Origin of the sequence: Rhizobium sp. UBA1881 (genome assembly GCF_002338015.1) — a bacterium.
Classification (GTDB): Bacteria; Pseudomonadota; Alphaproteobacteria; order Rhizobiales; family Rhizobiaceae; genus Rhizobium.
In genome coordinates, this window is sequence record NZ_DDHH01000079.1 from 122,254 (window position 1) to 143,655 (window position 21,402).

Consider the following 21,402-nt stretch of genomic DNA (forward strand, 5'->3'; position numbering starts at 1 on the left):
CGGCAGAATGCTTCAAGCTAATCAGGAAAGGCTCTAGAAGGAGGCGGCGGCGAGCACGCGGTGCAGGCCCTGCAGATCCTCGACATTGCGGTTCATGAGAGACAGCTCCCAATCGAGCGCGCTGCGGACGATGGTCTCGAGCGAATCGTATCGCGGGGTCCAGCGGAGCACGCGGTTCGCCAAAGTGGCATCGGCGACGACACTGGCGGAATCGCCCGGGCGCCGCGGGGCCATGTGGATCTTGAAGGCTTGGCCGTGCAAGCGCGTCACCATGTTCAGCACGTCGAGCACCGAGTAGCCGGCGCCGTAGCCGCAATTGGCAACGAGAGAGCCACGCTCGCCGCGCAGGTGCTGCAGGGCTCTGAGGTGCGCCTCGGCCAGATCGCTGACGTGGATGTAGTCACGCACGCCGGTGCCGTCATGCGTCGGATAGTCGAGGCCATAGACGCTGACGCTGTCGCGACGGCCAAGGGCGGCCTCGCAGGCGACCTTGATCAGATGTGTCGCACCCGAAGTGGACTGCCCGGCGCGGCCGAGCGGGTCGGCGCCTGCCACGTTGAAATAGCGCAGCGCCACATAGTTGAAGTCGTAGGCCGCGGCGGCATCGCGCAGCATGAACTCGGTCATCAGCTTCGACTGGCCGTAGGGATTTTCCGGGTTCAGCGATGCGTCTTCCTTGACCGGGTCGGAGGTCTTTTGCGGACCGTAGACGGCGGCGGTGGAGGAGAAGACGAAGTGGCGGATGCCGGCGCTGACCGCGGCGCTCATCAGCGCGCGGGTCTTGCCGGAGTTGTTGTCGTAATAGGACAGCGGGTCGGCAACCGAGGCGGGCACGACGGCGGAGCCGGCGAAATGGATGATTGCCTCGATGTCGTTTTCGATGAAGATGGTCTTGAGCAATTCGGTATCGGCGACATCGCCGAGGTAGAAGCGCGCCTCCGGCGCCACGGCCCAGCGGAAGCCCGTGGAGAGGCGATCGAGCACGACGACCTGCTCGCCCGCATCCAGCAACGTCCAGACCATATGACTGCCGATATAGCCGGCGCCACCCGTCACCAGAATTGCCATGTCCCGCACTCCCGTTTCATCTCACGGGGGCATCTGACCCGGCTTTCCTTTCCGAAATTCGAATAAACGGCCCCGGCGGGGCGTGCGCCGGGGCGAAGTTTGCCGGTGTGGTTAGGGGCTGATTTGCGGGTTCGCTAGAATTTTATCGATATGGCCGTTTCGGCCCCATCGAGGGTTCAGCCGCGCGGTTCGGCTGCGGCCCGGGGAGCCAGGAAGCCCTGCTCGACGGCGAGCGCGATCAGCCGTTCGGTGAGGTCTCCGAGTGTGCCCGAAGCGATGGCGATCGGCTCCATGCGCCTGACAACATCCGGCTCGGTGACGCCGGCCGTATGCCAGGTGCCGCCGCCGGTGAAGAAATTGTGGAGCAGCGGCTGGAAGCGGTCCATGGCGTTGGCGAAGCGCGCATCGCTGGTGCGCTTTTCCTCGAACTCATCCCAGAGCGCGCGGAACTCGACGGCCTGATCGGCGGGAAGCAGGGCGAAGATGCGGTCTGCGGCGCGCAGCTCGCGCTCGGCCTGGCTGGTGCGGGCAACCGCGTCGTAGGCGAAGGTATCGCCGGCATCGATCTCGACGATGTCGTGGATCAAGAGCATTTTCAAGACGCGCAGCAGATCAATCGGCTCGCTCGAATGTTCAGCAAGCACCGCCGCCATCAGCGCAATCTGCCAGGTGTGCTCGGCGTCGGTCTCGACGCGCGAGCGATCGAGCAGCGACGTGCGGCGCAGGATCGTCTTCAGCTTCTCGACCTCGAGAATGAAGGCCAGCTGCTCCATCAGGCGCCGATTGCCGAGAAAGCCTTCCAGATGGTCGGCGGTGATCTTTTCGGACATGCGGATGCTCCCGGTTCAGAGCTTCAGGATATAGTCGCAGAGCCTGTCGGCCGCCGTCTGGATCTGGGCGGGGTCGCGCAGGAAGCAGGCGCGCAGGAAGAGCTCGCCGCCGGGACCGAAGGCGGTTCCAGGCGCAAGGCCGACGCCGGTCTTGTCGACGATATCGATCGCCGCCTTTCGGCTGTCGGTGACGCCGTCGATCTTCAGGAAGGCATAGAGCGCGCCATCGGGCTTTAGCGTCTGAACGCGGTTGGTCGCGATCAGCGCGTCGCAGAGGATATCGCGCGAGCGCCTTGCCTTGTCGATATTGGCCTGGACGAAGGCGTCGCCTTGGTTCAAGGCGGCGACGGCGCCCCGCTGCATGAACTGGGCAACGCCGGAGGTCGAATACTGGATCAGGTTCTCAAGCACCTGTCCCGTCTCCGGCGGCGCCACGATCCAGCCGACGCGCCAGCCGGTCATCGACCAGTTCTTCGAGAAGGAGTTGACGAACATCACCTTGTCGCCCGCTTCCATCACGTCCATGAACGAAGCCGCACGGTCGCCAGGGAAATAGTAGCGGGCGTAGATTTCGTCCGCCATGATCCAGAGACCATGCTTGCGGGCAAGGCCGAGGATGCTGGCCAAATCTTCCCGCGTCGCGGTCCAGCCGGTCGGGTTGGAGGGCGTGTTGATGAAAAGCGCTTTCGTCTTCGGCGTGATCGCGGCGGCGATGCGGTCGAGGTCGACGGCCCATTTGCCGCCTTCGAAGTCGAGCTGCACGCCCACGGAGCGGGCGCCGGCGATTTCGAGCGCGGCTGCGATATTCGGCCAGGCGGGCGTGAGATAGACCAGTTCGTCACCGGGCGAGGTCATCGCCTGCACCGCGATCTGGATCGCCTGCATGCCGGAGCCGGTGACGAAGAAATGCTCGACGGGCAGGTTTATGCCGAAGTGGCGGGCGTAATAATCGGATAGCGCCTGGCGCAGTTCGGGAATGCCGCGCTGGTAGGTGTAGAAGGTCTCGCCGGCGGACAGTGCCGTCATGGCCGCCTGATTGACGAAATCGGGGGTGGGAAGATCGCCTTCGCCGACCCAAAGCGGCAAGAGGCCATCACGGCCACGGGCATAATTGACGACTTCGACGATCCCGCTTTCAGGCGCCTGGATGGCGCGCGGGCTGAGGCTATTGACGATCGACATGCATCACTCCGGTTTTCGCCTACATAAAACAAATGCGCGGACGAATCCCATGATATTAGGTGATGGCCGATCGATTTCCGTGATGGGTGAGCCCCGCCGCATCAGGCAGGGCTCTTTAGCCCATCAGACCGTAGGGCGCTTGGCCAGAAGATCACGGATTTCCGTGAGAAGCGCGACATCAGCCGGCGGCGGCGGTGCTTCTTCCGGAGCGACCTTCTTCTGGCGCTCGACCTGCTTCTGCAGCGTGTTCACGCCCTTGACCATCAAGAATATGATCCAGGCGAGAATCAGGAAGTTGATCAGAACGGTGATGAAGCTGCCGTAAGCAAGAACGGCGCCCTGTGCGCGGGCAGCAGCCAGCGTCGGCGCATTGACGTTGGACGAGAGGCCGATGAAGTAATTGGAAAAATCGAAGCCGCCAAAGATGGCGCCGACGATCGGCATGATGACGTCATCGACCAAGGATTTGACGATGCCGCCGAACGCACCACCGATGATGACACCGACGGCAAGGTCCATGACGTTGCCGCGAGCAATAAACGCTTTGAACTCGTTGAGCATGCGATCTGTCTCCCTCTGATGCAGTTTGATTGCAGGCTGTTGTTTTTATTAGCTACATCTTCGTTGCGATTATTCAATTACAAATTACGAATTATTCAATTGCTCCACCCGTCTTTGACTTAAGACCTAGACGGCGGGAATTTTCAAAGTCTCCGATTTGCCGTAGGCTTCGAGCTCCGGGAGGACCGGCGCATGGGACGCCGGCGGAGGAGAAATGCTGCCAGGCTGGGTCATACTCGCATCGGCGTTCGGCTACCTGTTCCTGCTGTTTGCCGTGGCAAGCCATGGCGACCGGCAGCGCAGGCGCTTTGGCGCGCCCGACAGCGGACGACCGGTCGTCTATGCGCTGAGCCTCGCGATCTACTGCACGTCGTGGACCTATTTCGGCGGCGTCGGCCTTGCTTCGCAGCGCGGGCTGGAATTCACCGGCATCTATATCGGCCCGATCCTGGTCTTCACGCTGGGAATGCCGGTGCTGCGGCGGATCATCGACCTCGCCAAGACGGAGAAGCTCACCTCCGTCGCTGATTTCATCTCGGCGCGCTACGGCAAGAACTCGGCGGTGGGGACGATCGTGGCGCTGATCTCTCTCGTCGGCGCCATCCCCTATATCGCGTTGCAGCTGAACTCCGTCTCCAGCACCGTGACGGCCATGCTCAATCCGTCGGATTACGGTATCGGGAGCGGCAATCTCTATTTCCTCGACCTGCCGCTGCTGGTGACGCTGGTGCTCGCCTGCTTCGCCATCATGTTCGGCACCCGACACACGGATGCGACCGAACATCAGGACGGGTTGATCCTCGCGGTGGCGATGGAATCGGTGGTGAAGCTGTTTGCGTTTTTGACCGCTGGGGTTTGCGTCGTCTGGTTCCTGTTCGACGGGCCGGCCGATCTCTGGCGGAAGGCGTCGGAGAACGAGTTGGTGCTGTCGGCGCTGCATTACCAGACGCCGATCAGCCGCTGGCTGACGCTGACCGTGCTTTCGGCCTTCGCGATCATCATGCTGCCGCGGCAGTTTCATGTGACCGTGGTGGAGAACCGGACAGCGAAGGAGCTGCGGCTGGCGGGCTTCCTGTTCCCTCTCTACCTGATCGCCATCAATCTCTTCGTGCTGCCGATGGCGATCGCGGGCCTACTCACCTTCGGCGGCAACGGCAATGCCGATCTCTACATGCTGTCGCTGCCGATCGTCGGGCAGATGCCCGTGATGTCGCTGATCACCTTCATCGGCGGTTTTTCGGCGGCAACGGCGATGGTGATCGTCGCCTCGGTGGCGCTGTCGATCATGGTCTCCAACGATATCGTCATGCCGATCTTCCTGCGCCGTCGGCTTGCCGGGCGCGGCGGCCAGCGCGACGATTTCGCCAAGACGCTGCTAAACATCCGCCGTAGCGCCATCTTCGCCGTGCTGCTGCTCGGCTATGCCTATTATCGCTCGACGGACAGCACCACGGGCCTGGCCTCGATCGGCCTGCTATCGTTCGCCGCCATCGCGCAGATGGCGCCTTCGCTGCTCGGCGGACTGATCTGGCGGCGGGCGAATGCGCGCGGCGCGATCCTCGGCCTCTCCTCCGGCTTCGTGATCTGGATCTACCTGCTGTTCCTGCCTTCGCTTGGCGGGCCGGATTATTCGGCGGTGGCGAGCGCCGTGCTGGGCTTCGTCTTTCCCGGTGTCACCGCCTTTACCGACAATGCCGACCCTCTGGTCAACGCCACGGTCATGAGCCTGCTGGTCAATACCGGTTTCTTCGTGATCGGCTCGATGACGCGGAATGCCCGGCCGCTCGAGCGCATCCAGGCGGGCATCTTCGTCAAGCGGCAGTCGCGCTCGCAATTTGCCACGCGCGGCTGGAAAACGCGGATCAGCGTCGGCGACCTGAAGGCGACGATCTCGCGCTATCTCGGCGAAGAGCGGATGGAGCGGTCGTTCCAGACCTACCAGCAGAATTCCGGCCGCAAGCTGGAAGACGACCAGCCGGCCGACATGGCGCTCATCCATTTCACCGAGCAGCTGCTCGGCAGCGCCATCGGCTCGTCTTCAGCGCGGCTGGTGCTGTCGCTGATCCTGCAGAAGGTGGAGGACGCCTCGGCCGACACCGCCTGGCTGCTCGACCAGGCGAGCGAGGCGCTGCAATATAACCAGGACATGCTGCAGACGGCGCTGTCGCAGATGGACCAGGGCATCGCCGTGTTCGACAGCTCCAACCACCTGACGATTTGGAACCGGCGCTTTAGGCAGCTGCTGGATCTGCCCGAGACATCGGGACAGGTCGGGTTTCCGCTTGCCGATATCGTCGCCATCCTCAGCCAGCGCGGCGATATCCCCGTCTCCGAAGTTAGCCAGACGGTTCGGCATTTCCTGACGCTCGACAAGCCTTTCGCGCTGGTCCTCGGGCGCGGGGAACGCATCATCGAAGTGCGCTCCAACGCCATGCCCGACAAGGGCATCGTCGCAACCTTCACCGATATCACCCAGCGCGTGGCCGCTGACCAGGCGCTGAAGCAGGCCAACGAAACGCTGGAGCAGCGTGTGGCCGAGCGCACGGCGGAGCTTACCCGCGTCAACCACGAACTCGGCGAAGCGCGCGCATCGGCCGACGAGGCAAACCTTGGCAAGACGCGCTTCTTTGCCGCCGCCGGGCACGACATCCTGCAGCCCCTCAACGCCGCAAGGCTCTATTCCTCGGCGCTGGTCGAGCGGATGGGGCGATCGGAGAGCAGCGCCATCGTGCGCAATATCGATTCGGCGCTGGAATCGGTGGAAAGCATTCTCGGCGCCGTGCTCGACATTTCCAGGCTCGACACCGGGGCGATGCGCCCTCGCCTCGCCTCGGTTCCGCTTGCCGATCTGCTGGAGCGTATCCAGACCGACTTCGCGCCGATTGCGCGCGAGAAGAAGCTGAAGCTGGTGGTGATGCCGACGTCTCTGCGCGTGCGGTCCGACCCCAATCTACTGCGCCGGTTGGTGCAGAACCTGGTATCGAACGCGATCAAATATACGCTGACGGGCAAGGTGCTGGTCGGCGCGCGCCGGCGCGGCAACCAGGTGGTGATCCAGGTGATGGATTCGGGCATCGGCATTCCGCCATCGAAATTCCGCACCGTGTTCAAGGAGTTCGCGCGGCTGGACGAAGGCGCGAAGACGGCATCTGGGCTTGGGCTCGGGCTGTCGATCGTCGATCGCATCGCGCGCGTGCTGAGCCATCCGGTGGAGCTGCATTCGACGCATGGAAAGGGCACGGATTTCCGCATCGTCATGCCGCGCGATGTCTCGCCGGTGGCCGAAGCACCGATTACAACCGCGCCCGCCGAGCGCTCGGCGCAAAATCTCAAGGGGCTGAAGGTGCTCTGCATCGACAACGAGCCGCATATTCTCGAGGGGATGCAACTGCTGCTGAGCGGCTGGGGTTGCGCAGTGCAATCGGCGGATTCGCTTTTGGGTGTTGCGGCGCTCGACGCGCGGGAGGGTGCGCCCGATCTCGTCATCGCCGACTACCATCTTGGAGACGGGACCGGGGTGACTGCGATCCTCTCCGTCCGCGAGCGCTTTGCCACCTATGTTCCAGGTCTCGTCATCACCGCCGACCGGACGCTGGAAGTGCGCGCCGATGCCGAGCGGCACGGGATCGGCATCCAGCACAAGCCGGTACGCCCGGCCGCGCTGCGCGCTTACATCACCCAGATATCAGCGCAGAAGCGGGCTGCGGCGGCCGAATAGGCGTGGCTGCCAGGACGTTCGTGACGAGGTCGCGCACGCGCTCGATCGAGGGCTGGTCGCCAAAGAGGATGCGGTAAATAATGGGGGCGACGACGCCATCCATGACCGCATCGATATCGGGAAACGCCTCGCCACGGGCATGTGCGCGCTCCGCGATCAACGCAATCTGTTCGCGGGTGAACGCATCGCACTTGCAGGCGTTGGCGTTGTCCTGGGCCGCCAGCACGTCGCGCATCATGTCGCGGCCGATGCCGGACGACATCTCCTCGCAATATTGCTCCGTCCAGACCTCCAGATCGCCGCGGGCGCTGCCGGTGTCGATCGGCAGCATGTCGGGGCGAAGGCGCTCGACGGCGACATCGGCGAGCAACTCCTGTAGCTCGCCCCAGCGGCGATAGATCGTTGACGGCGTGACGCCGGCTTCCGCGGCGATCAGCGGGATGGTGACGTCGGCGCGGTCCATCGTCTTCAGAAGCGAGCGGACGGCATTGTGGACGGAGGCCTGAACGCGGGCGCTGCGCCCGCCGGGGCGGAGATTTTCTTTTGCTGGCATTGGCTGATGCAACCTCCCGAGCGCGCCATGGTTCAAAAACTTTGAGCGATCCATTAACGCAAATTATTTGCTTTTAGCGCACGCCTGCCCTACATCGGACTAACGCAACGACTTAGCTTTAAGGAGCTTATATATGCCCGCGCCCGGCAAATCCATAGAGACGAAGTCAAACCCCATCCGTTTTCACGCGGTGACGCTCGCAACCTTCTTCGGAGCCTCGGCCGCGCCGACGCCGCTTTACCGAATCTACCAGGAGAACTTCGCCGTCTCTCCCGTGCTGATCACGGTGATCTTCGCGGTCTATGCCTTCGCGCTGCTGCTTGCGCTATTGATCGCCGGCTCGATCTCCGACCATCTCGGCCGCAAGCCGGTGATCTTTTCGGCGCTGGTGCTCGAGATCGTCGCCATGGCGCTGTTTGCCGCCGCCAGCGGGCCGGCGTGGCTGATCGCGGCGCGCATCATGCAGGGGCTGGCGACCGGGATCGCCGGCGCCTCGATCGGTGCTGCCCTCGTCGATGTCGACAAGGCCAAGGGGCAGCTGGTGAATTCGATCGCGCCACTATCCGGCATGGCGATCGGCGCTTTCGGAACCAGCGCACTGATCCAGTACGGGCCGTTTCCGCTGCATCTGGTCTACGCGATCCTGCTTGTCGCCTTCGTCATCCAGGCGGGTGCGATCTGGGCAACCAGCGAGACGGCATCCACCCGCCCGGGCGTATGGGCTTCGCTGAAGCCACGTGTCGCCATCCCGCCGCAAGTGCGGCGCCCGCTGGCGCTGGTCACGCCGATCAACATCGCCAACTGGACGCTCGGCGGTTTCTATCTCTCGCTCGTGCCGTCGCTGGTGGTGAGCACGACCGGCAGCCATGCGCCGCTGACGGGCGGATCGGTGGTGACGGCGCTGATGGTCTCTGGGGCGGTCGCCGTCTATCTGAGGCGCGCCAAATCGGCCAACGGCAACCTCGCCTTCGGCACGATGGCAACCACGCTCGGCGTGCTCACGGTGGTTGCGGGTGTGCACCTTGCCAGCGTGCCGCTGCTGCTTCTCGGGACGTTGCTGACCGGCGTCGGCTTCGGCACGAATTTCCTGGGCGCGATGGGCACGATCATGCCGCTTGCCAAGCCGGACGAGCGCGCCGAACTGCTATCGGCCTTCTACATCCAGAGCTATCTCGCCTTCAGCCTGCCCGCCATTCTCGCCGGTTTCCTGGCGAAATCGCTCGGCTACCAGCTGACCACGGATATCTATGCGACGGCGATCATTCTCGTCACCTGGATCGGCTTTCTCGGCCTGCGGGCGGATCGCGCGAAGGCGGAGCGGATCGCCGCCTGAACCCAAAAATCGGGCAACAAAAAAGGCCGGGCGAACCCGGCCTTTCGTTCGTCCCGGCGAACCGGAGACGATATATTCGAAAACTTAAGCAGCCTGCAGACGGTCTGCGGACATCTTGCCCGAACGCTTGTCGGCAACGAGCTCGTAAGACAGCTTCTGGCCGTCCTTGAGTTCGCGCATGCCGGCGCGCTCAACAGCAGAGATGTGAACGAAAACGTCGGCAGAACCGTCGTCCGGCTGAATGAAGCCGTAGCCCTTGGTTGCGTTGAACCACTTAACAGTACCTGTGCTCATGACGATATCCTTTTATAAATCGTACATAGATGATGCACACCGAACAAAGCCAGCATGCGATGGAAACCGATTTTGGAGGAAGTTCGCGAGCAACAGCACGAGCGGCCGTAACAAAGTTCATCTAGCAAGATCGATGCGAGGCTTTTACGTGGTAATTGTGTCTCTGGCAAGGCAACTTTAGCGACCAGAGATGCCCGGATCGATGAATTCATCGATGAATTCTGGGGGCGACCGGGCGGGCTTAAAAGCCAGCCCGATCATACGCATGGAAAGGCCGGTCAGGCCGCGGCCTTTGTGCCGGCATAGGGGTCGAATCGGCCGTAGAAGGTCTCGCCCTTGGCCGCCATATCCTTGAGCAGAGCCGTCGGCGCGAAGTGTGGTCCGTAAGAGGCGGCTAACCTCTCGCAGAGCGCCACGAAATTCTTCGGCCCCATGCCATCGATGTATGACAGCACGCCGCCGGTATAGGGCGCGAAACCGAAACCGAGGATGGAGCCGACATCGGCCTCACGCGGATCGGTAACGATTCCCTCTTCCATGGTGCGCGCGGCCTCGAGCGCGATGGTAACGAGGAAGCGCTGTTTCAGCACCTCGACATCGATCTCGTCGGCCTTCTTCTGCGGATAGAAGGTCTTCAGCTCCGGCCAGAGCGACTTTTTCGCGGGTTTGGCCGGATAATCGTAGAAGCCCTTGCCGTTCTTGCGGCCGCGGCGATCGAGTTCGTCGACCATCTTGTTGATCAGCGCCAGGTGCCTCGGATCGACGGCCGCTTCGCCGAGGTCGGCAACAGTCGCCTTCAGGATCTTCTGACTGAGATCGATCGCCACCTCGTCGTTGAGCGACAGCGGACCAACCGGCATGCCGGCCATCTTGGCGGCGTTTTCGATCATCGCCGGCGGCACGCCTTCGATCAGCATGTCATAGGCTTCGTGGATGTAGCGAAAGACGCAGCGGTTGACGAAGAAGCCGCGCGTGTCGTTGACAACGATCGGCGTCTTCTTGATGGCGGCGACGTAGTCGAGGGCCACGGCGAGCGCCTTGTCGCCGGTCTCCTTGCCGAGGATGACTTCGGTCAGCATCATCTTTTCAACCGGCGAGAAGAAGTGCACACCGATGAAATCGACCGGCCGCTTCGAGTTTTTCGCGAGGCCCGAGATCGGCAGCGTCGAGGTGTTGGAGGCGAAGATCGCGCCTTCGGGCAGCACGGCTTCGACAGCCTCGATCACCGCCTTCTTGACGTCGCGGTCCTCGAACACCGCCTCGATGACGAGATTGACGTCCGCGAGGTCGGCATAATCGGCAGACGGCGTGATGCGCGCGAGAAGCGCCGCGCCCTCATCCTGCGTCAGGCGGCCCTTACCGACCGAGTCCTTCACCAGGCCTTCGGAGACGGACTTGCCCTTGTTCGCCGCTTCCATGTCGCGGTCGATGAGGGTGACGGGAATGCCGGCGGCGGCGGTCACGTAGGCGATCGACGCCCCCATGAAACCGGCGCCGACGACACCCACCTTCTTCAGCTCCGTTTTTGCGATGCCGGCGGGGCGGCGGGCCCCTTTGCCGAGCTCCTGCATGGAGATGAAGAGGGAACGGATCATCGAGAATGCTTCGGTGGTCTGCAGCACCTGAGTGAAATAGCGCTGCTCGATCTTCAGCGCCGTATCGAAGGGAACCTGCAGGCCCTCATAGACGGATTTCAGGATGGCGAGCGCGCCGGGATAGTTGCCCGCGGTTTCGCGACGCAGGATCGCCGGTGCGGCCGGCCAGAGCTGGGCTGCCGCCGGTGTCCAGATGCCGCCGCCGGGGGCCTTGAAGCCCTTTTCGTCCCAGGGAGCGATCGGCTTCAGGCCGTCCTTGATCATCTGCTTGGCTGAGGGGATCAGCTGATCCGGCTCGACCACCTGGTGGATCAGGTTCATCGCCTTGGCGCGCGAAGCCGTCAGCGACTGGCCGGTCGTCATCATCTGCAGGGCGGATTGCGCATCCGCCAGACGCGCGACACGCTGCGTGCCGCCGGCACCCGGGAAGATGCCGACCTTGACCTCGGGCAGCGCGATCTTCACCGACTTGGCATTGGAGGCGACGCGGCCATGGCAGGCAAGCGACATCTCCAGCGCGCCGCCCATGCAGGTTCCGTTGATGGCCGAGACCCAGGGCTTGCCACAGGTTTCCAGCTTGCGGAACAGGCCGGTCATGCGGCCGACGAGATCGAAGAGCTTTTGCGCGGCGGTCGACGGGTCCTTGACCTTCTCCTCGTTGTAGAAGGTGAACATCGCCTTGATCATCGAGAGATCGGCGCCGCCGGAGAAGCTCGATTTGCCGGAGGTGATGACCACGCCCTTAACGGCGCTATCGGCCACCGTCTGGTCGATGATCGCATTCAGTTCGTCCATCACCTCAGAGGTGAAGACGTTCATCGACTTGCCGGGCATGTCCCAGGTGACGAGGGCAATGCCATCGGCGTCGGTCTCGACGGTGAAATTGGTGTAGCTCATCGTCTCTCTCCCTTAAACGCGTTCGATCACAGTCGCCGTGCCCATGCCGGCGCCGATGCAGAGTGTCACCAGCGCGGTGTTGAGATCGCGGCGCTCCAGCTCGTCCAGCACAGTGCCCAGGATCATCGCGCCGGTGGCACCGAGCGGGTGGCCCATGGCGATCGCGCCGCCGTTGACGTTGATCTTGTCGTGGCTGATGTCGAAGGCCTGCATGTAGCGCAGCACGACAGCGGCGAAGGCTTCGTTGAGCTCGAAGAGATCGATATCGGCGAGCGTCATGCCCGAACGCTTCAGGAGCTTTTCGGTGACGTCAACCGGGCCGGTCAGCATCAGCGCCGGGTCGGAGCCGATATTGGCGAAGGCCTTGATGCGGCCGCGCGGCTTCAGCCCCATGCTCCCGCCGCCCGCCTTCGAGCCGAGCAGCACGGCGGCGGCGCCATCGACGATGCCCGACGAATTGCCGGCATGGTGGACGTAGTTGATCCGCTCGATCTCTGGATGCGCCTGGATGCCGACGGCCTCGAAGCCGCCCATCTCGCCGGGCATCTGGAAGGACGGGTTGAGCGATGCCAGCGCCTGCATGTCGGTGCCGGGGCGCATGTGCTCGTCGCGGTCGAGGATCACGAGGCCGTTCTGGTCCTTCACCGGGATGACGGAATTCTTGAAGTAGCCCTTCTCCCAGGAATTGGCAGCGCGCTTCTGGCTCTCGACGGCATAGGCGTCGACGTCGTCGCGGCTGAAGCCATATTTGGTGGCGATGAGATCGGCCGAGACGCCCTGCGGCATGAAATAAGCAGGGAAATTGACCGACGGGTCCATGAACCAGGCGCCGCCGGACATGCCGAGACCGACGCGCGACATGCTCTCGACGCCACCGGCGATCACGATGTCATCGGCGCCCTGGGCGATCTTGGCGGCAGCGAAATTTACCGCGTCGAGGCCGGACGCGCAGAAACGGGAGATCTGCATGCCCGGCGCCTTGATGGAATAGCCCGCCTCGAAAGCCGCGCCACGCGGGATGACGGCGCCCGCTTCCATGACGGGATCGACGCAGCCCATGATGATGTCATCGACCGTTTCGGTGTTCAGCCCGTTGCGGTCGCGCAGCGCTTCCAGCGTTTTCGCCGCGAGGCGCACCGACGGCACCTCGTGCAGCGAGCCATCCTTCTTGCCGCGACCGCGCGGCGTGCGGACGTGATCGTAAATGAAAACTTCGGTCATCCTGTCTCGTCTCCCTGGCGGCGGTTAGGCCGTGAATTGTTTGTCTCAACCTTCCCTTCTCCCCAGCGGGGAGAAGGTGGCCCCGAAGGGGTCGGATGAGGGGGCTGCGGGCTGAAACATATCGGCTAGCCAAGGCGCTCGGCGCCCCCTCATCTGTCCTTTCGGACATCTTCTCCCCGTTGGGGAGAAGAGAAAGCAGTGGTCAAAACGCCTCGGCGCTCAATGCCATCATCGTTTCCGCGCCGGTCTCGATGCGCGCCTTGCGCAGCGTCGTTTCCGGCATGATCCGCTCCATGAAGAAGCGGGCGGTGATCAGCTTGTTGCGCAGGAAAGCCTCGCGATCGGTCTCTCCCGCGGCCAGTCCGTCGTTTGCGGCCTTGGCCATCTTCGCCCACATGTAGCCTAGAATGACGAGGCCGAAGAGATGCATGTAGTCGGTCGAGCCGGCGCCGGCATTGTCGGGCTTTGCCATTGCATGCTGCATGAACCACATGGTCGACGCCTGCACGTCGTTCAAGCCCTTCTTCAGGTTCTTGGTGAAGAAGGACATCTGCTCGTCGCTGCGGTTTTCCTCGCAGAAATCGCCGATCTCCTTGAACAGCGCCATCACTGCGCGGCCGCCGTTCTGGCCGAGCTTGCGGCCGACGAGATCGAGCGCCTGGATACCGTTGGCGCCTTCGTAGATCATGGCGATACGGGCATCGCGGACATACTGGCTCATGCCCTGCTCTTCGATATAGCCGTGGCCGCCGAAGACCTGCTGGGCCAGGACCGCATGGTCGAAGCCCTTGTCGGTCATCACGCCCTTCAGGATCGGGGTGACGAGGCCAAGAATATCGTCGGCGGTTTGCCGTTCCTTCTCGTCGGTCGCGCGGTGGGCGATGTCGGATTTCAGCGCGGTCCAGAGCAGGAAGGCGCGGCCGGCTTCGTTGAACGAGCGGACGGTCATCAGCGCGCGGCGAACATCGGGATGAACGATGATCGGATCGGCCTTTTTCTCCGGCGCTTTCGCGCCAGAGAGCGCCCGACCCTGGATGCGCTCGCGGGCATATTCGGCGGCGTTCTGATAGGCGATCTCGGCAATCGCCAGCCCCTGCAGGCCGACGCTGAGGCGGGCCTCGTTCATCATCACGAACATGGCAGCCAAGCCCTTGTTCTCGGCGCCGATCAGGAAGCCGGTCGCCTCGTCGTAGTTCATCACGCAGGTGGCGTTGCCGTGGATGCCCATCTTGTGCTCGAGCGCGCCGCAGGAAACGCCGTTGCGCTCTCCGGCCGCGCCATCGGCACCGACCATGAACTTCGGCACGATGAAGAGCGAGATGCCCTTGGTGCCCTCGGGCGCGCCTTCGATGCGGGCGAGAACGAGGTGGACGATATTGCCGGACATGTCGTGTTCGCCGGCGGAGATGAAGATTTTCTGGCCGGAGATCTTGTAGCTGCCATCGGCTTGCGGGACCGCCTTGGTGCGCAACAGGCCGAGATCGGTGCCGCAATGCGGCTCGGTCAGGTTCATTGTGCCGGACCATTCGCCGGAGACCATCTTCGGCAGATAGGTCTGCTTCTGCTCATCGGATCCGTGAACGATGATGGCGGCGATGGCGCCCTGGGTCAGGCCCGGATACATCATCAGCGACATGTTGGCGGCAGAGGTGTATTCGCCGACGGCGGCGTGCAGCGTGTAGGGCAGTCCCTGGCCGCCGAACTCCTCCGGCACGGCAAGCCCCGTCCAACCGCCCTCGCAATAGGCGTCATAGGCCTGCTTGAAGCCCTTTGGCGTCGAAACCGAGCCGTCTTCCTTGCGCGTGCAGCCTTCCTGGTCGCCGGAATAGTTGAGCGGGAAAAGCACTTCCTCGGCCACCTTGGCGGATTCGCCGAGGATCGCCTCGATCATATCAGGCGTGGCGTCGGCGAAGCCCGGCAGGTTGTTGTAGCGCTCCAGACCCAGCACATCGTTCAGCACGAAAAGCGTGTCGTTTACCGGGGCCTTATAGACTGGCATCGTTCGAATTCCTCCAATTCGTAAGCCGGGCGGACCGGCCTATTCATGTGTCTTACAAAATATTGACGTTTGCGTAAACGTCAAATTTTATTGCATTGCAAATTTGTGAGCCAAGAGGGCGCCGCACTAGGTCTGTGCGCAACGGGAGCCGCTGCAGGAACACACTGTAAGGGTGCTATCTTTCGCACACAGCTGTGTGTACATGTCTAAAATCTGATCCAAACGGATGCCGTATGACCTCCACAGCCGCCTTCTTCCGCTCCAGCCTGATCATGCTTGCCGTAGGTGTCCTCATCCTGTTCGGCATCGTCGGCTCGTCGCTCTGGCTTGTCCAGGCGAACCGCGAATATTCCGACGAGACGGCATCGCTGCGCCGTGTGCGCAGCGCCATCGTCGGCGTTCTGACAACCGTGCAGGATGCGGAAACGGGCCAGCGCGGCTATCTATTGGCGAACGATGTCCTTTACCTCGCGCCCTACACGTCCGCGCTGGAAAACCTGCCGAAGCGCCGGCAAGTGCTGCTCGACAACGTCAAATCGCTGCCGAGCTATGCGATGCAGCTCGATGCGCTGAACGCCGCGATCGACGGGAAGATGAACGAGCTCGCCAAGACGGTCGCGCTGACACGCGAGGGCAAGACGGCGGAAGCGGTGGCGATCGTTCGCGACGATGCCGGCCTCGTCTACATGGACAAGATCCGCGCGATCATCGGCGACTTCCTCGATCAGACCGACAACCGCCTGCGGGTGCTAGTGGAAAAGCAGCTGTCAGCGGCCAGCACGCTGCAACTGGTGACAATTGGCGGCGCGCTGGCGATCCTCGTCGTGCTGGGCGGGGCAATCCTGATCATCGTCCAGCACGTGCGCGACCTGTCGCTCGCGACCAAGGAAGTCGAGGTGCTCAATGTCGGGCTTGAGGCGCGCGTCAACGAGCGCACCGAAGACCTGATGCGCGCCAACCAGGAAATCCAGCGCTTCGCCTATATCGTCACCCACGATCTGAGGGCGCCTCTGGTCAACATCATGGGCTTCCTCAGCGAGCTCGATACGGCGATGAAGTCGGTCTCGACCTATGTGCTCGCCGACAACAAGACGCTGAGCGAGCAGGATATCCAGGATGCGCGGCTGGCGGTCGAGGAGGATCTGCCGGAAGCGCTCGGCTTCATCCGCTCGTCGACCCGCAAGATGGACGCGCTGATCAACGCGATCCTGAAGATCTCGCGCGACGGACGCCGCAAGCTGCAGCCCGAGAGAATCGACCTCAAGGCGATGATCGACACGGTCGCCGCCAACGTTCACCACCAGCTGGTGGAAACGGGTGGGACGACCGAAACGCGCGTTCGCATCGGCGCCATCGTCAACGACCGCTTCTCGCTGGACCAGATCTTCGGCAACCTGTTCGACAATGCGGTGAAGTATCAAATGCCGGGACGGCCGCTTAAAATCGATGTCGACGCCTATCCCGATGGGCCCGGGCGTGTCAGGATCGATGTCAAGGACAATGGCCGCGGCATCGCCAGCAACGATCTCGAACGGGTTTTCGAGCTGTTTCGCCGGGCCGGCGAGCAGGATCAGCGCGGCGAAGGTATCGGCCTTGCGCATGTGCGTTCGTTAATCCGAAATTTGGGCGGAGACATTACGGTCCAATCCGAACTTGGACAGGGCAGCACGTTCATTCTGACGCTGCCCGCGGACCTCACGAAAATCGTACGGAGTATGGAACTATGAAAGCGACCGGTCAGGAAGTCACGATCGTGATGATCGAAGATGACGAGGGCCATGCCCGTCTCATCGAAAAGAACGTGCGCCGCGCCGGCGTCAACAACGAGATCGTGCCGTTCACGCTCGGCAAGGGCGCGCTCGATTACATTCTCGGACCGGATCGCGACGGTTTGGTCAGCAAGGATCGCTATCTGCTGATCCTGCTCGATCTCAACTTGCCTGACATGTCCGGCCTCGACATTCTGGAAAAGATCAAGACCAACGAACACACGCGCCGCATGCCCGTCGTCGTCCTGACCACGACCGACGACGAGCGCGAGATCCAGAAGTGCTACGATCTGGGCGCCAACGTCTATATTACCAAGCCGGTGGACTATGACGGCTTCTCCACCGCGATCCGCAATCTCGGCCTGTTCTTCTCCGTCATCCAAGTCCCCTAACGAGTAGCCAAAATCTGTGCGCATCCTTTATGTCGATGATGATCCGGCCCTAGCCCGCCTCGCAACGCGGGTGCTTGCGCGCAGTGATTTCACGGTCGTCCATGCTCCGTCCATCGAGATCGGGCTTGAGCTTTTCGCGGCCGAGACCTTCGAGGCCGTCGTTCTCGACCACTATTTCGAGAACCAGACGGGCCTGAATTTTCTCGAGGCGATCGCCGAGATCGGCAAGCCGACGCCGGTGCTCTACGTCACCGGATCGAGCGACGCCGACGTCGCCATCCGGGCGCTGAAGGGCGGGGCGGCGGACTACGTCGTGAAGACGGCGACGGATGACTTCTTTCCGCTTCTGATCAGCGCGCTCAACCAGGCGATGGAAAATTCGCGGCTGCGCAGCGAGAAGGAAGAGGCCGACCGGCAGCTCGTCGTTGCCAAGGAACGGGCCGAACTGCTGCTGGCGGAGATGAACCACCGTATCGCCAACAGCCTGTCGCTGGTCTCGGCAATGATCCGCATGCAGATGCAGATCGCCGGCAGCGAAGAGACGAAGACGGCGCTCAACGAGACGCAGAACCGCATCACGGCAATCGCCGGCGTGCACCGCAGCCTCTACACCTCGGAGATCATCGGTGAGGTCGAGCTCGACGTCTATCTCGGACCGTTGCTTGCCGAACTGCACGGCAGCAGCACGATCGCCCGCGGCATCACGCTGAAATCGCAGCTGTGTCGGATTTCGACTACGGCAGACAAGGCGGTGGCGCTCGGTGTCATCCTGATCGAGCTCGTCACCAACGCGACGAAATACGCCTATACGGCTGGCACCGGCGAGGTGCGCGTCGTGCTTGAAACCACCGACGATGGCCTCGCGGTGCTTTCGGTCGAGGACGACGGGATCGGCTATGATCGCACTGTCGGCCCGAAGGGAACCGGCCTGGGCACGCGGCTCATCAACGCCATGGGCACGACGCTCGGCGCCGAGATCAGCTACGGACGCGACGGTAAGGCTGATGGCACCTATGTCGCCGTGCGCTGGCAGCAGTAAGACGGCCCACTCCTGAAACAGGCTTCTCCCGGCCGTCTATGAGACGCGCCGCAGGTATCGTTTGCTTCCTGCCGAAGACGCGCTAAACTTCGTTGGCTAACCGACGAAAAAGCTTAGGAGGAGCGATTTCATGAGACGGATGTGGCCCGAAGAGTTCAACTTCGTTCTGGACAACGCAGAAGAAGTAACACTCGATCTTCCCGCGATAGAACATGAGGACGGCTCGCGCAGCGAGGCAATCAGCCGGCACGCGTTGAAAGTCCGCATTCCTATGGAGGATTACGAGCGCATCTGGCCGCTGGCGGAAGCACGCTACCGGCTCGACGGCCGAAACCTCGGCAAGGCGGTGACGCTGATCACCACCAACCCGCATTACCACGCCTGGCACCCCGCCGATGGCGGCTCGGTCGACAACGTCACCGAGGGCGGACGCCACTTCACCACCAAATATGTCGTCGTGCACTTCCTGCTCGACGATGTCCGGGAGACGGCGGCGGCCTGAGCCGCCACCTCTTTCCCTCACGCGGCGATCAGGCCGCGTCCAGGGCCTGGGTCAGATCGGCAATGAGATCGTCTGGATGCTCGATGCCGATCGACAGGCGGATGGTGGAATCCAGAACGCCGATCCTTTGACGCACATCGGCCGGAACGCCGGAGTGCGTCATCGTCGCGGGATGGCTGGCGAGCGATTCCGTACCGCCCAGGCTGACGGCGAGCTTGAAGATCTGCAGCGCATTGAGGAATTTGAACGAGGCCGGCTGGCCGCCTTCGATATCGAAGGAGAAGGTCGATCCGGCGCCAGTGCACTGCGCGGCGAAGGTGCGGCCGAGCGGCGATGACGGCTCGTGATACGGAAGATAATGGATCTTCCTGACCCTCGGATGCGCGCGCAGGAAGTCGGCCACTGCGAGTGCATTGTTGTTGGCGCGCTCCATGCGGATCTGCAGCGTTTCCAGCGAGCGGCCGAGCATCCAGCAGGAGTGCGGATCGAGCTGCGTGCCGATCGCGCCTCTCAGCGCCTTGACCTGCTTCATCACAGCCTTGCTGCCGAGAGCGGCGCCGGCGATGAGGTCGGAGTGCCCACCCACATATTTGGTCAGCGAGTAAAGCGAGATGTCGGCGCCATGCTCGATCGGGCGCTGGAAGACGGGACCGAGCAGCGTGTTGTCGCAGGCGACGATCGGCGTGTGACCCTGCTTCCCACCGATCTCATCGGCGATGCGGCGCATCATCGCGACATCGACGAGGCTGTTGGTTGGGTTGGCCGGCGTTTCCACGAGGATCATCGACACACGGCCCTTGGCCATCGCCTGTTCGGCGGCGGCGCGCACCGAGTTCTCGTCGACACCATCGGCAAAACCGACGGCCGCGACGCCGAGATTGAGGAAGGTCTTGGCAAGGAGGGTTTCCGTGCCGCCATAAAGCGGCTGCGAGTGCAGCACGGCATCCCCCGGGCGCACGAAGGCGAGCAGCGTGGTGGCGATGGCCGACATGCCCGACGAGAACAGCGCGCAGCTTTCCGTGCGCTCGTAGACGGCGAGGCGATCCTCGACGATCTCGCTATTCGGATGATTGAAGCGCGAATAGACGAGGCCGGCGCCCTGCCCTGCCGGCGGCTCGCGGCGGCCGGAGACATAATCGAAGAAGTCGCGGCCATCCTCGGCGGACTTGAACACAAAAGTCGAGGTCAGGAACACCGGCGGCTTGACCGCGCCCTCGGACAGTTCGGGATCGTAGCCATAGTTCAGCATCTGCGTTTCGGGATGCAGGGCGTGATTGCCGATATGGGTCTTGGAGGGATGCGGCGCGGTCATGGTCGTCTCCTGCTTCAAAGATGGATTGATGGCGGCAAATTATCTCGAAATGCGCTTTATGTTATTGCTATTTGGAGCGCGGCTGCGATGTTGGAAGCAACATCATGCGAGACCGGGGGAGATTTCGTGCAGAAAGTTGCGGATGAGATGGACCGGCGGATTCTCAAAGAGCTGGCCGGCGACGCTCGGCTTGCCAATAACGAACTCGCCGAACGCGTCGGCCTCTCCGCTTCCGCCTGCCTTCGTCGCCTGCGGCGGCTGGAGGAGGCCGAGATTATCCAGGGATACACCGCGCTGATCGATCCCGCCGTCAACGGCTGGACGATGACGGCGCTGGCCTCGATCCGCCTCAGCCGGCAGCACGAGGACGAAATCCAGATGTTCGAGAATGCCGTGCGCGAGTGGGACGAGGTGTTGGAATGTCATCTCGTCACCGGATCGCGCGATTACGTGCTGAAGGTGATGAGCTCTGGGCTCGACGATTACGAGCGCTTCATCAAGGAGAAGATCGCGCGGCTGAAATGCGTCGACACGATCGAGACGAGCTTCGTGATGAACACAATCAAGGCGCGTCTGATCTAGCGTTTCGCGTCCTCCTGCCGCTCAGCAGGCACCTCGCGGCAGCAGCGCTATCCGCCTGCACCCGCTTGTACATTAGAAGGCCGATTTCGGCACGAAATCCGCCTCGACAGCCACAAAAGTTAAAAAATCGCCACACCAGTTAACGGGTTGTTTACCACGTTCCGTGAAAGGTGACGTTTGAGCATTGGTGTCCTGCATTCCTTCTTTCAAGTCTCGCGTTTTATGGGATGCGCGCCACACGTACAGCTTGAGGAAAGCCTAGTTGATTACCCTCTCATGGACGATGCTCTCTGATCCGCATTCGTTGCGGCTCTGACGGAAAAGCCAATGATCCGCCCTGACGAGGGTGCGAACAGATAAGCGAGCAAGAAGATGAACGGATCGCGATCACATTCTCCCCGGCCTTCCGACAGGGCGTCGCTTGACGCGCTGAACCGTACGATCGAGGGATTGGAAGCACGGATCGAAGGCCTGATCGGCAGCGGAGTGCGCGAGCAGCGCAATCGCCAGCCGGCGCCCGAGCGCGAACCCGCCCCCGCCACATACACGCCGCGA

At 62.5% G+C, this 21,402-nt stretch carries 18 protein-coding genes; 8 read left to right on the forward strand and 10 right to left on the reverse strand.

The window, feature by feature from the left end; translation table 11 throughout:
* Nucleotides 1-33 precede the first annotated feature (33 nt).
* From galE to mscL, 4 genes are all read right to left on the reverse strand, one after another.
* Complete coding sequence (gene galE / locus B3605_RS09635; protein ID WP_112942815.1) at nt 34-1,068, reverse strand: UDP-glucose 4-epimerase GalE; 1,035 nt, start codon at nt 1,066-1,068, stop codon at nt 34-36.
* Nucleotides 1,069-1,244: 176 nt separating this feature from the next.
* Complete coding sequence (locus B3605_RS09640) at nt 1,245-1,898, reverse strand: HD domain-containing protein (protein ID WP_112942816.1); 654 nt, start codon at nt 1,896-1,898, stop codon at nt 1,245-1,247.
* A 15-nt stretch (nt 1,899-1,913) separates the two neighbouring features.
* Nucleotides 1,914-3,080, reverse strand: coding sequence for a pyridoxal phosphate-dependent aminotransferase (locus tag B3605_RS09645; RefSeq protein ID WP_112942817.1), 1,167 nt, complete (start codon nt 3,078-3,080; stop codon nt 1,914-1,916).
* Nucleotides 3,081-3,203: 123 nt separating this feature from the next.
* A complete protein-coding gene (mscL, locus tag B3605_RS09650; protein WP_047507292.1) occupies nt 3,204-3,641 on the reverse strand; it encodes a large conductance mechanosensitive channel protein MscL in 438 nt (145 codons plus the stop codon).
* Nucleotides 3,642-3,855: 214 nt separating this feature from the next.
* On the opposite strand from mscL, the gene B3605_RS09655 reads away from it, so the two are divergent.
* Entirely contained in the window at nt 3,856-7,359 is a 3,504-nt protein-coding gene (locus B3605_RS09655) for a PAS domain-containing hybrid sensor histidine kinase/response regulator (protein ID WP_296433631.1), read from the forward strand.
* Here the strand turns inward: B3605_RS09655 and B3605_RS09660 are convergent.
* Nucleotides 7,316-7,912 (reverse strand): TetR/AcrR family transcriptional regulator, encoded by a 597-nt coding sequence (locus B3605_RS09660; RefSeq protein WP_112942819.1) that lies wholly within the window; start codon nt 7,910-7,912, stop codon nt 7,316-7,318. The two genes, B3605_RS09655 and B3605_RS09660, sit on opposite strands and share 44 nt — an antisense overlap.
* A gap of 133 nt (nt 7,913-8,045) precedes the next feature.
* Here B3605_RS09660 and B3605_RS09665 point away from each other — a divergent pair, with 133 nt between their 5' ends.
* Nucleotides 8,046-9,245: an MFS transporter gene (locus B3605_RS09665; RefSeq protein WP_112942820.1), complete on the forward strand. Its 1,200-nt coding sequence runs from the start codon at nt 8,046-8,048 to the stop codon at nt 9,243-9,245.
* 84 nt (nt 9,246-9,329) lie between these two features.
* Here the strand turns inward: B3605_RS09665 and B3605_RS09670 are convergent, their stop codons facing one another.
* From B3605_RS09670 to B3605_RS09685, 4 genes are all read right to left on the reverse strand, one after another.
* Nucleotides 9,330-9,539, reverse strand: a complete 210-nt coding sequence (locus tag B3605_RS09670) for a cold-shock protein (RefSeq protein WP_018898356.1) — start codon at nt 9,537-9,539, stop codon at nt 9,330-9,332.
* A 278-nt stretch (nt 9,540-9,817) separates the two neighbouring features.
* A complete protein-coding gene (locus B3605_RS09675; RefSeq protein WP_112942821.1) occupies nt 9,818-12,031 on the reverse strand; it encodes an FAD-dependent oxidoreductase in 2,214 nt (737 codons plus the stop codon).
* A 12-nt stretch (nt 12,032-12,043) separates the two neighbouring features.
* Complete coding sequence (locus B3605_RS09680) at nt 12,044-13,252, reverse strand: acetyl-CoA C-acetyltransferase (RefSeq protein ID WP_112942822.1); 1,209 nt, start codon at nt 13,250-13,252, stop codon at nt 12,044-12,046.
* Nucleotides 13,253-13,454: 202 nt separating this feature from the next.
* Nucleotides 13,455-15,251: an acyl-CoA dehydrogenase C-terminal domain-containing protein gene (locus B3605_RS09685; RefSeq protein WP_112942823.1), complete on the reverse strand. Its 1,797-nt coding sequence runs from the start codon at nt 15,249-15,251 to the stop codon at nt 13,455-13,457.
* A 233-nt stretch (nt 15,252-15,484) separates the two neighbouring features.
* Here B3605_RS09685 and B3605_RS09690 point away from each other — a divergent pair, with 233 nt between their 5' ends.
* The 4 genes from B3605_RS09690 to B3605_RS09705 all read left to right on the forward strand — a co-directional run bounded on the left by B3605_RS09690 (nt 15,485) and on the right by B3605_RS09705 (nt 18,953).
* Complete coding sequence (locus B3605_RS09690; RefSeq protein ID WP_112942824.1) at nt 15,485-16,978, forward strand: sensor histidine kinase; 1,494 nt, start codon at nt 15,485-15,487, stop codon at nt 16,976-16,978.
* The gene (locus tag B3605_RS09695) at nt 16,975-17,412 is read left to right on the forward strand and encodes a response regulator (RefSeq protein WP_047507275.1); all 438 of its coding nucleotides are present in this window, start codon (nt 16,975-16,977) and stop codon (nt 17,410-17,412) included. The genes B3605_RS09690 and B3605_RS09695 overlap by 4 nt, the downstream gene beginning before the upstream one ends.
* Before the next feature lie 16 nt (nt 17,413-17,428).
* Nucleotides 17,429-18,451: a sensor histidine kinase gene (locus B3605_RS09700; RefSeq protein WP_112942825.1), complete on the forward strand. Its 1,023-nt coding sequence runs from the start codon at nt 17,429-17,431 to the stop codon at nt 18,449-18,451.
* A 130-nt stretch (nt 18,452-18,581) separates the two neighbouring features.
* On the forward strand, nt 18,582-18,953 hold the full coding sequence (locus tag B3605_RS09705; RefSeq protein ID WP_112973913.1) for a hypothetical protein: 372 nt from the start codon (nt 18,582-18,584) through the stop codon (nt 18,951-18,953).
* 28 nt (nt 18,954-18,981) lie between these two features.
* Here the strand turns inward: B3605_RS09705 and B3605_RS09710 are convergent, their stop codons facing one another.
* Complete coding sequence (locus tag B3605_RS09710) at nt 18,982-20,265, reverse strand: cystathionine gamma-synthase family protein (protein ID WP_112942827.1); 1,284 nt, start codon at nt 20,263-20,265, stop codon at nt 18,982-18,984.
* 87 nt (nt 20,266-20,352) lie between these two features.
* Between B3605_RS09710 and B3605_RS09715 the strand changes: the two genes are divergently transcribed.
* Together B3605_RS09715 and B3605_RS09720 are read left to right on the forward strand one after the other, a co-directional pair.
* Complete coding sequence (locus B3605_RS09715; protein ID WP_112942828.1) at nt 20,353-20,847, forward strand: Lrp/AsnC family transcriptional regulator; 495 nt, start codon at nt 20,353-20,355, stop codon at nt 20,845-20,847.
* A gap of 372 nt (nt 20,848-21,219) precedes the next feature.
* The coding region (locus B3605_RS09720) for a hypothetical protein (protein ID WP_296433632.1) at nt 21,220-21,402 on the forward strand (183 nt) is incomplete at its 3' end.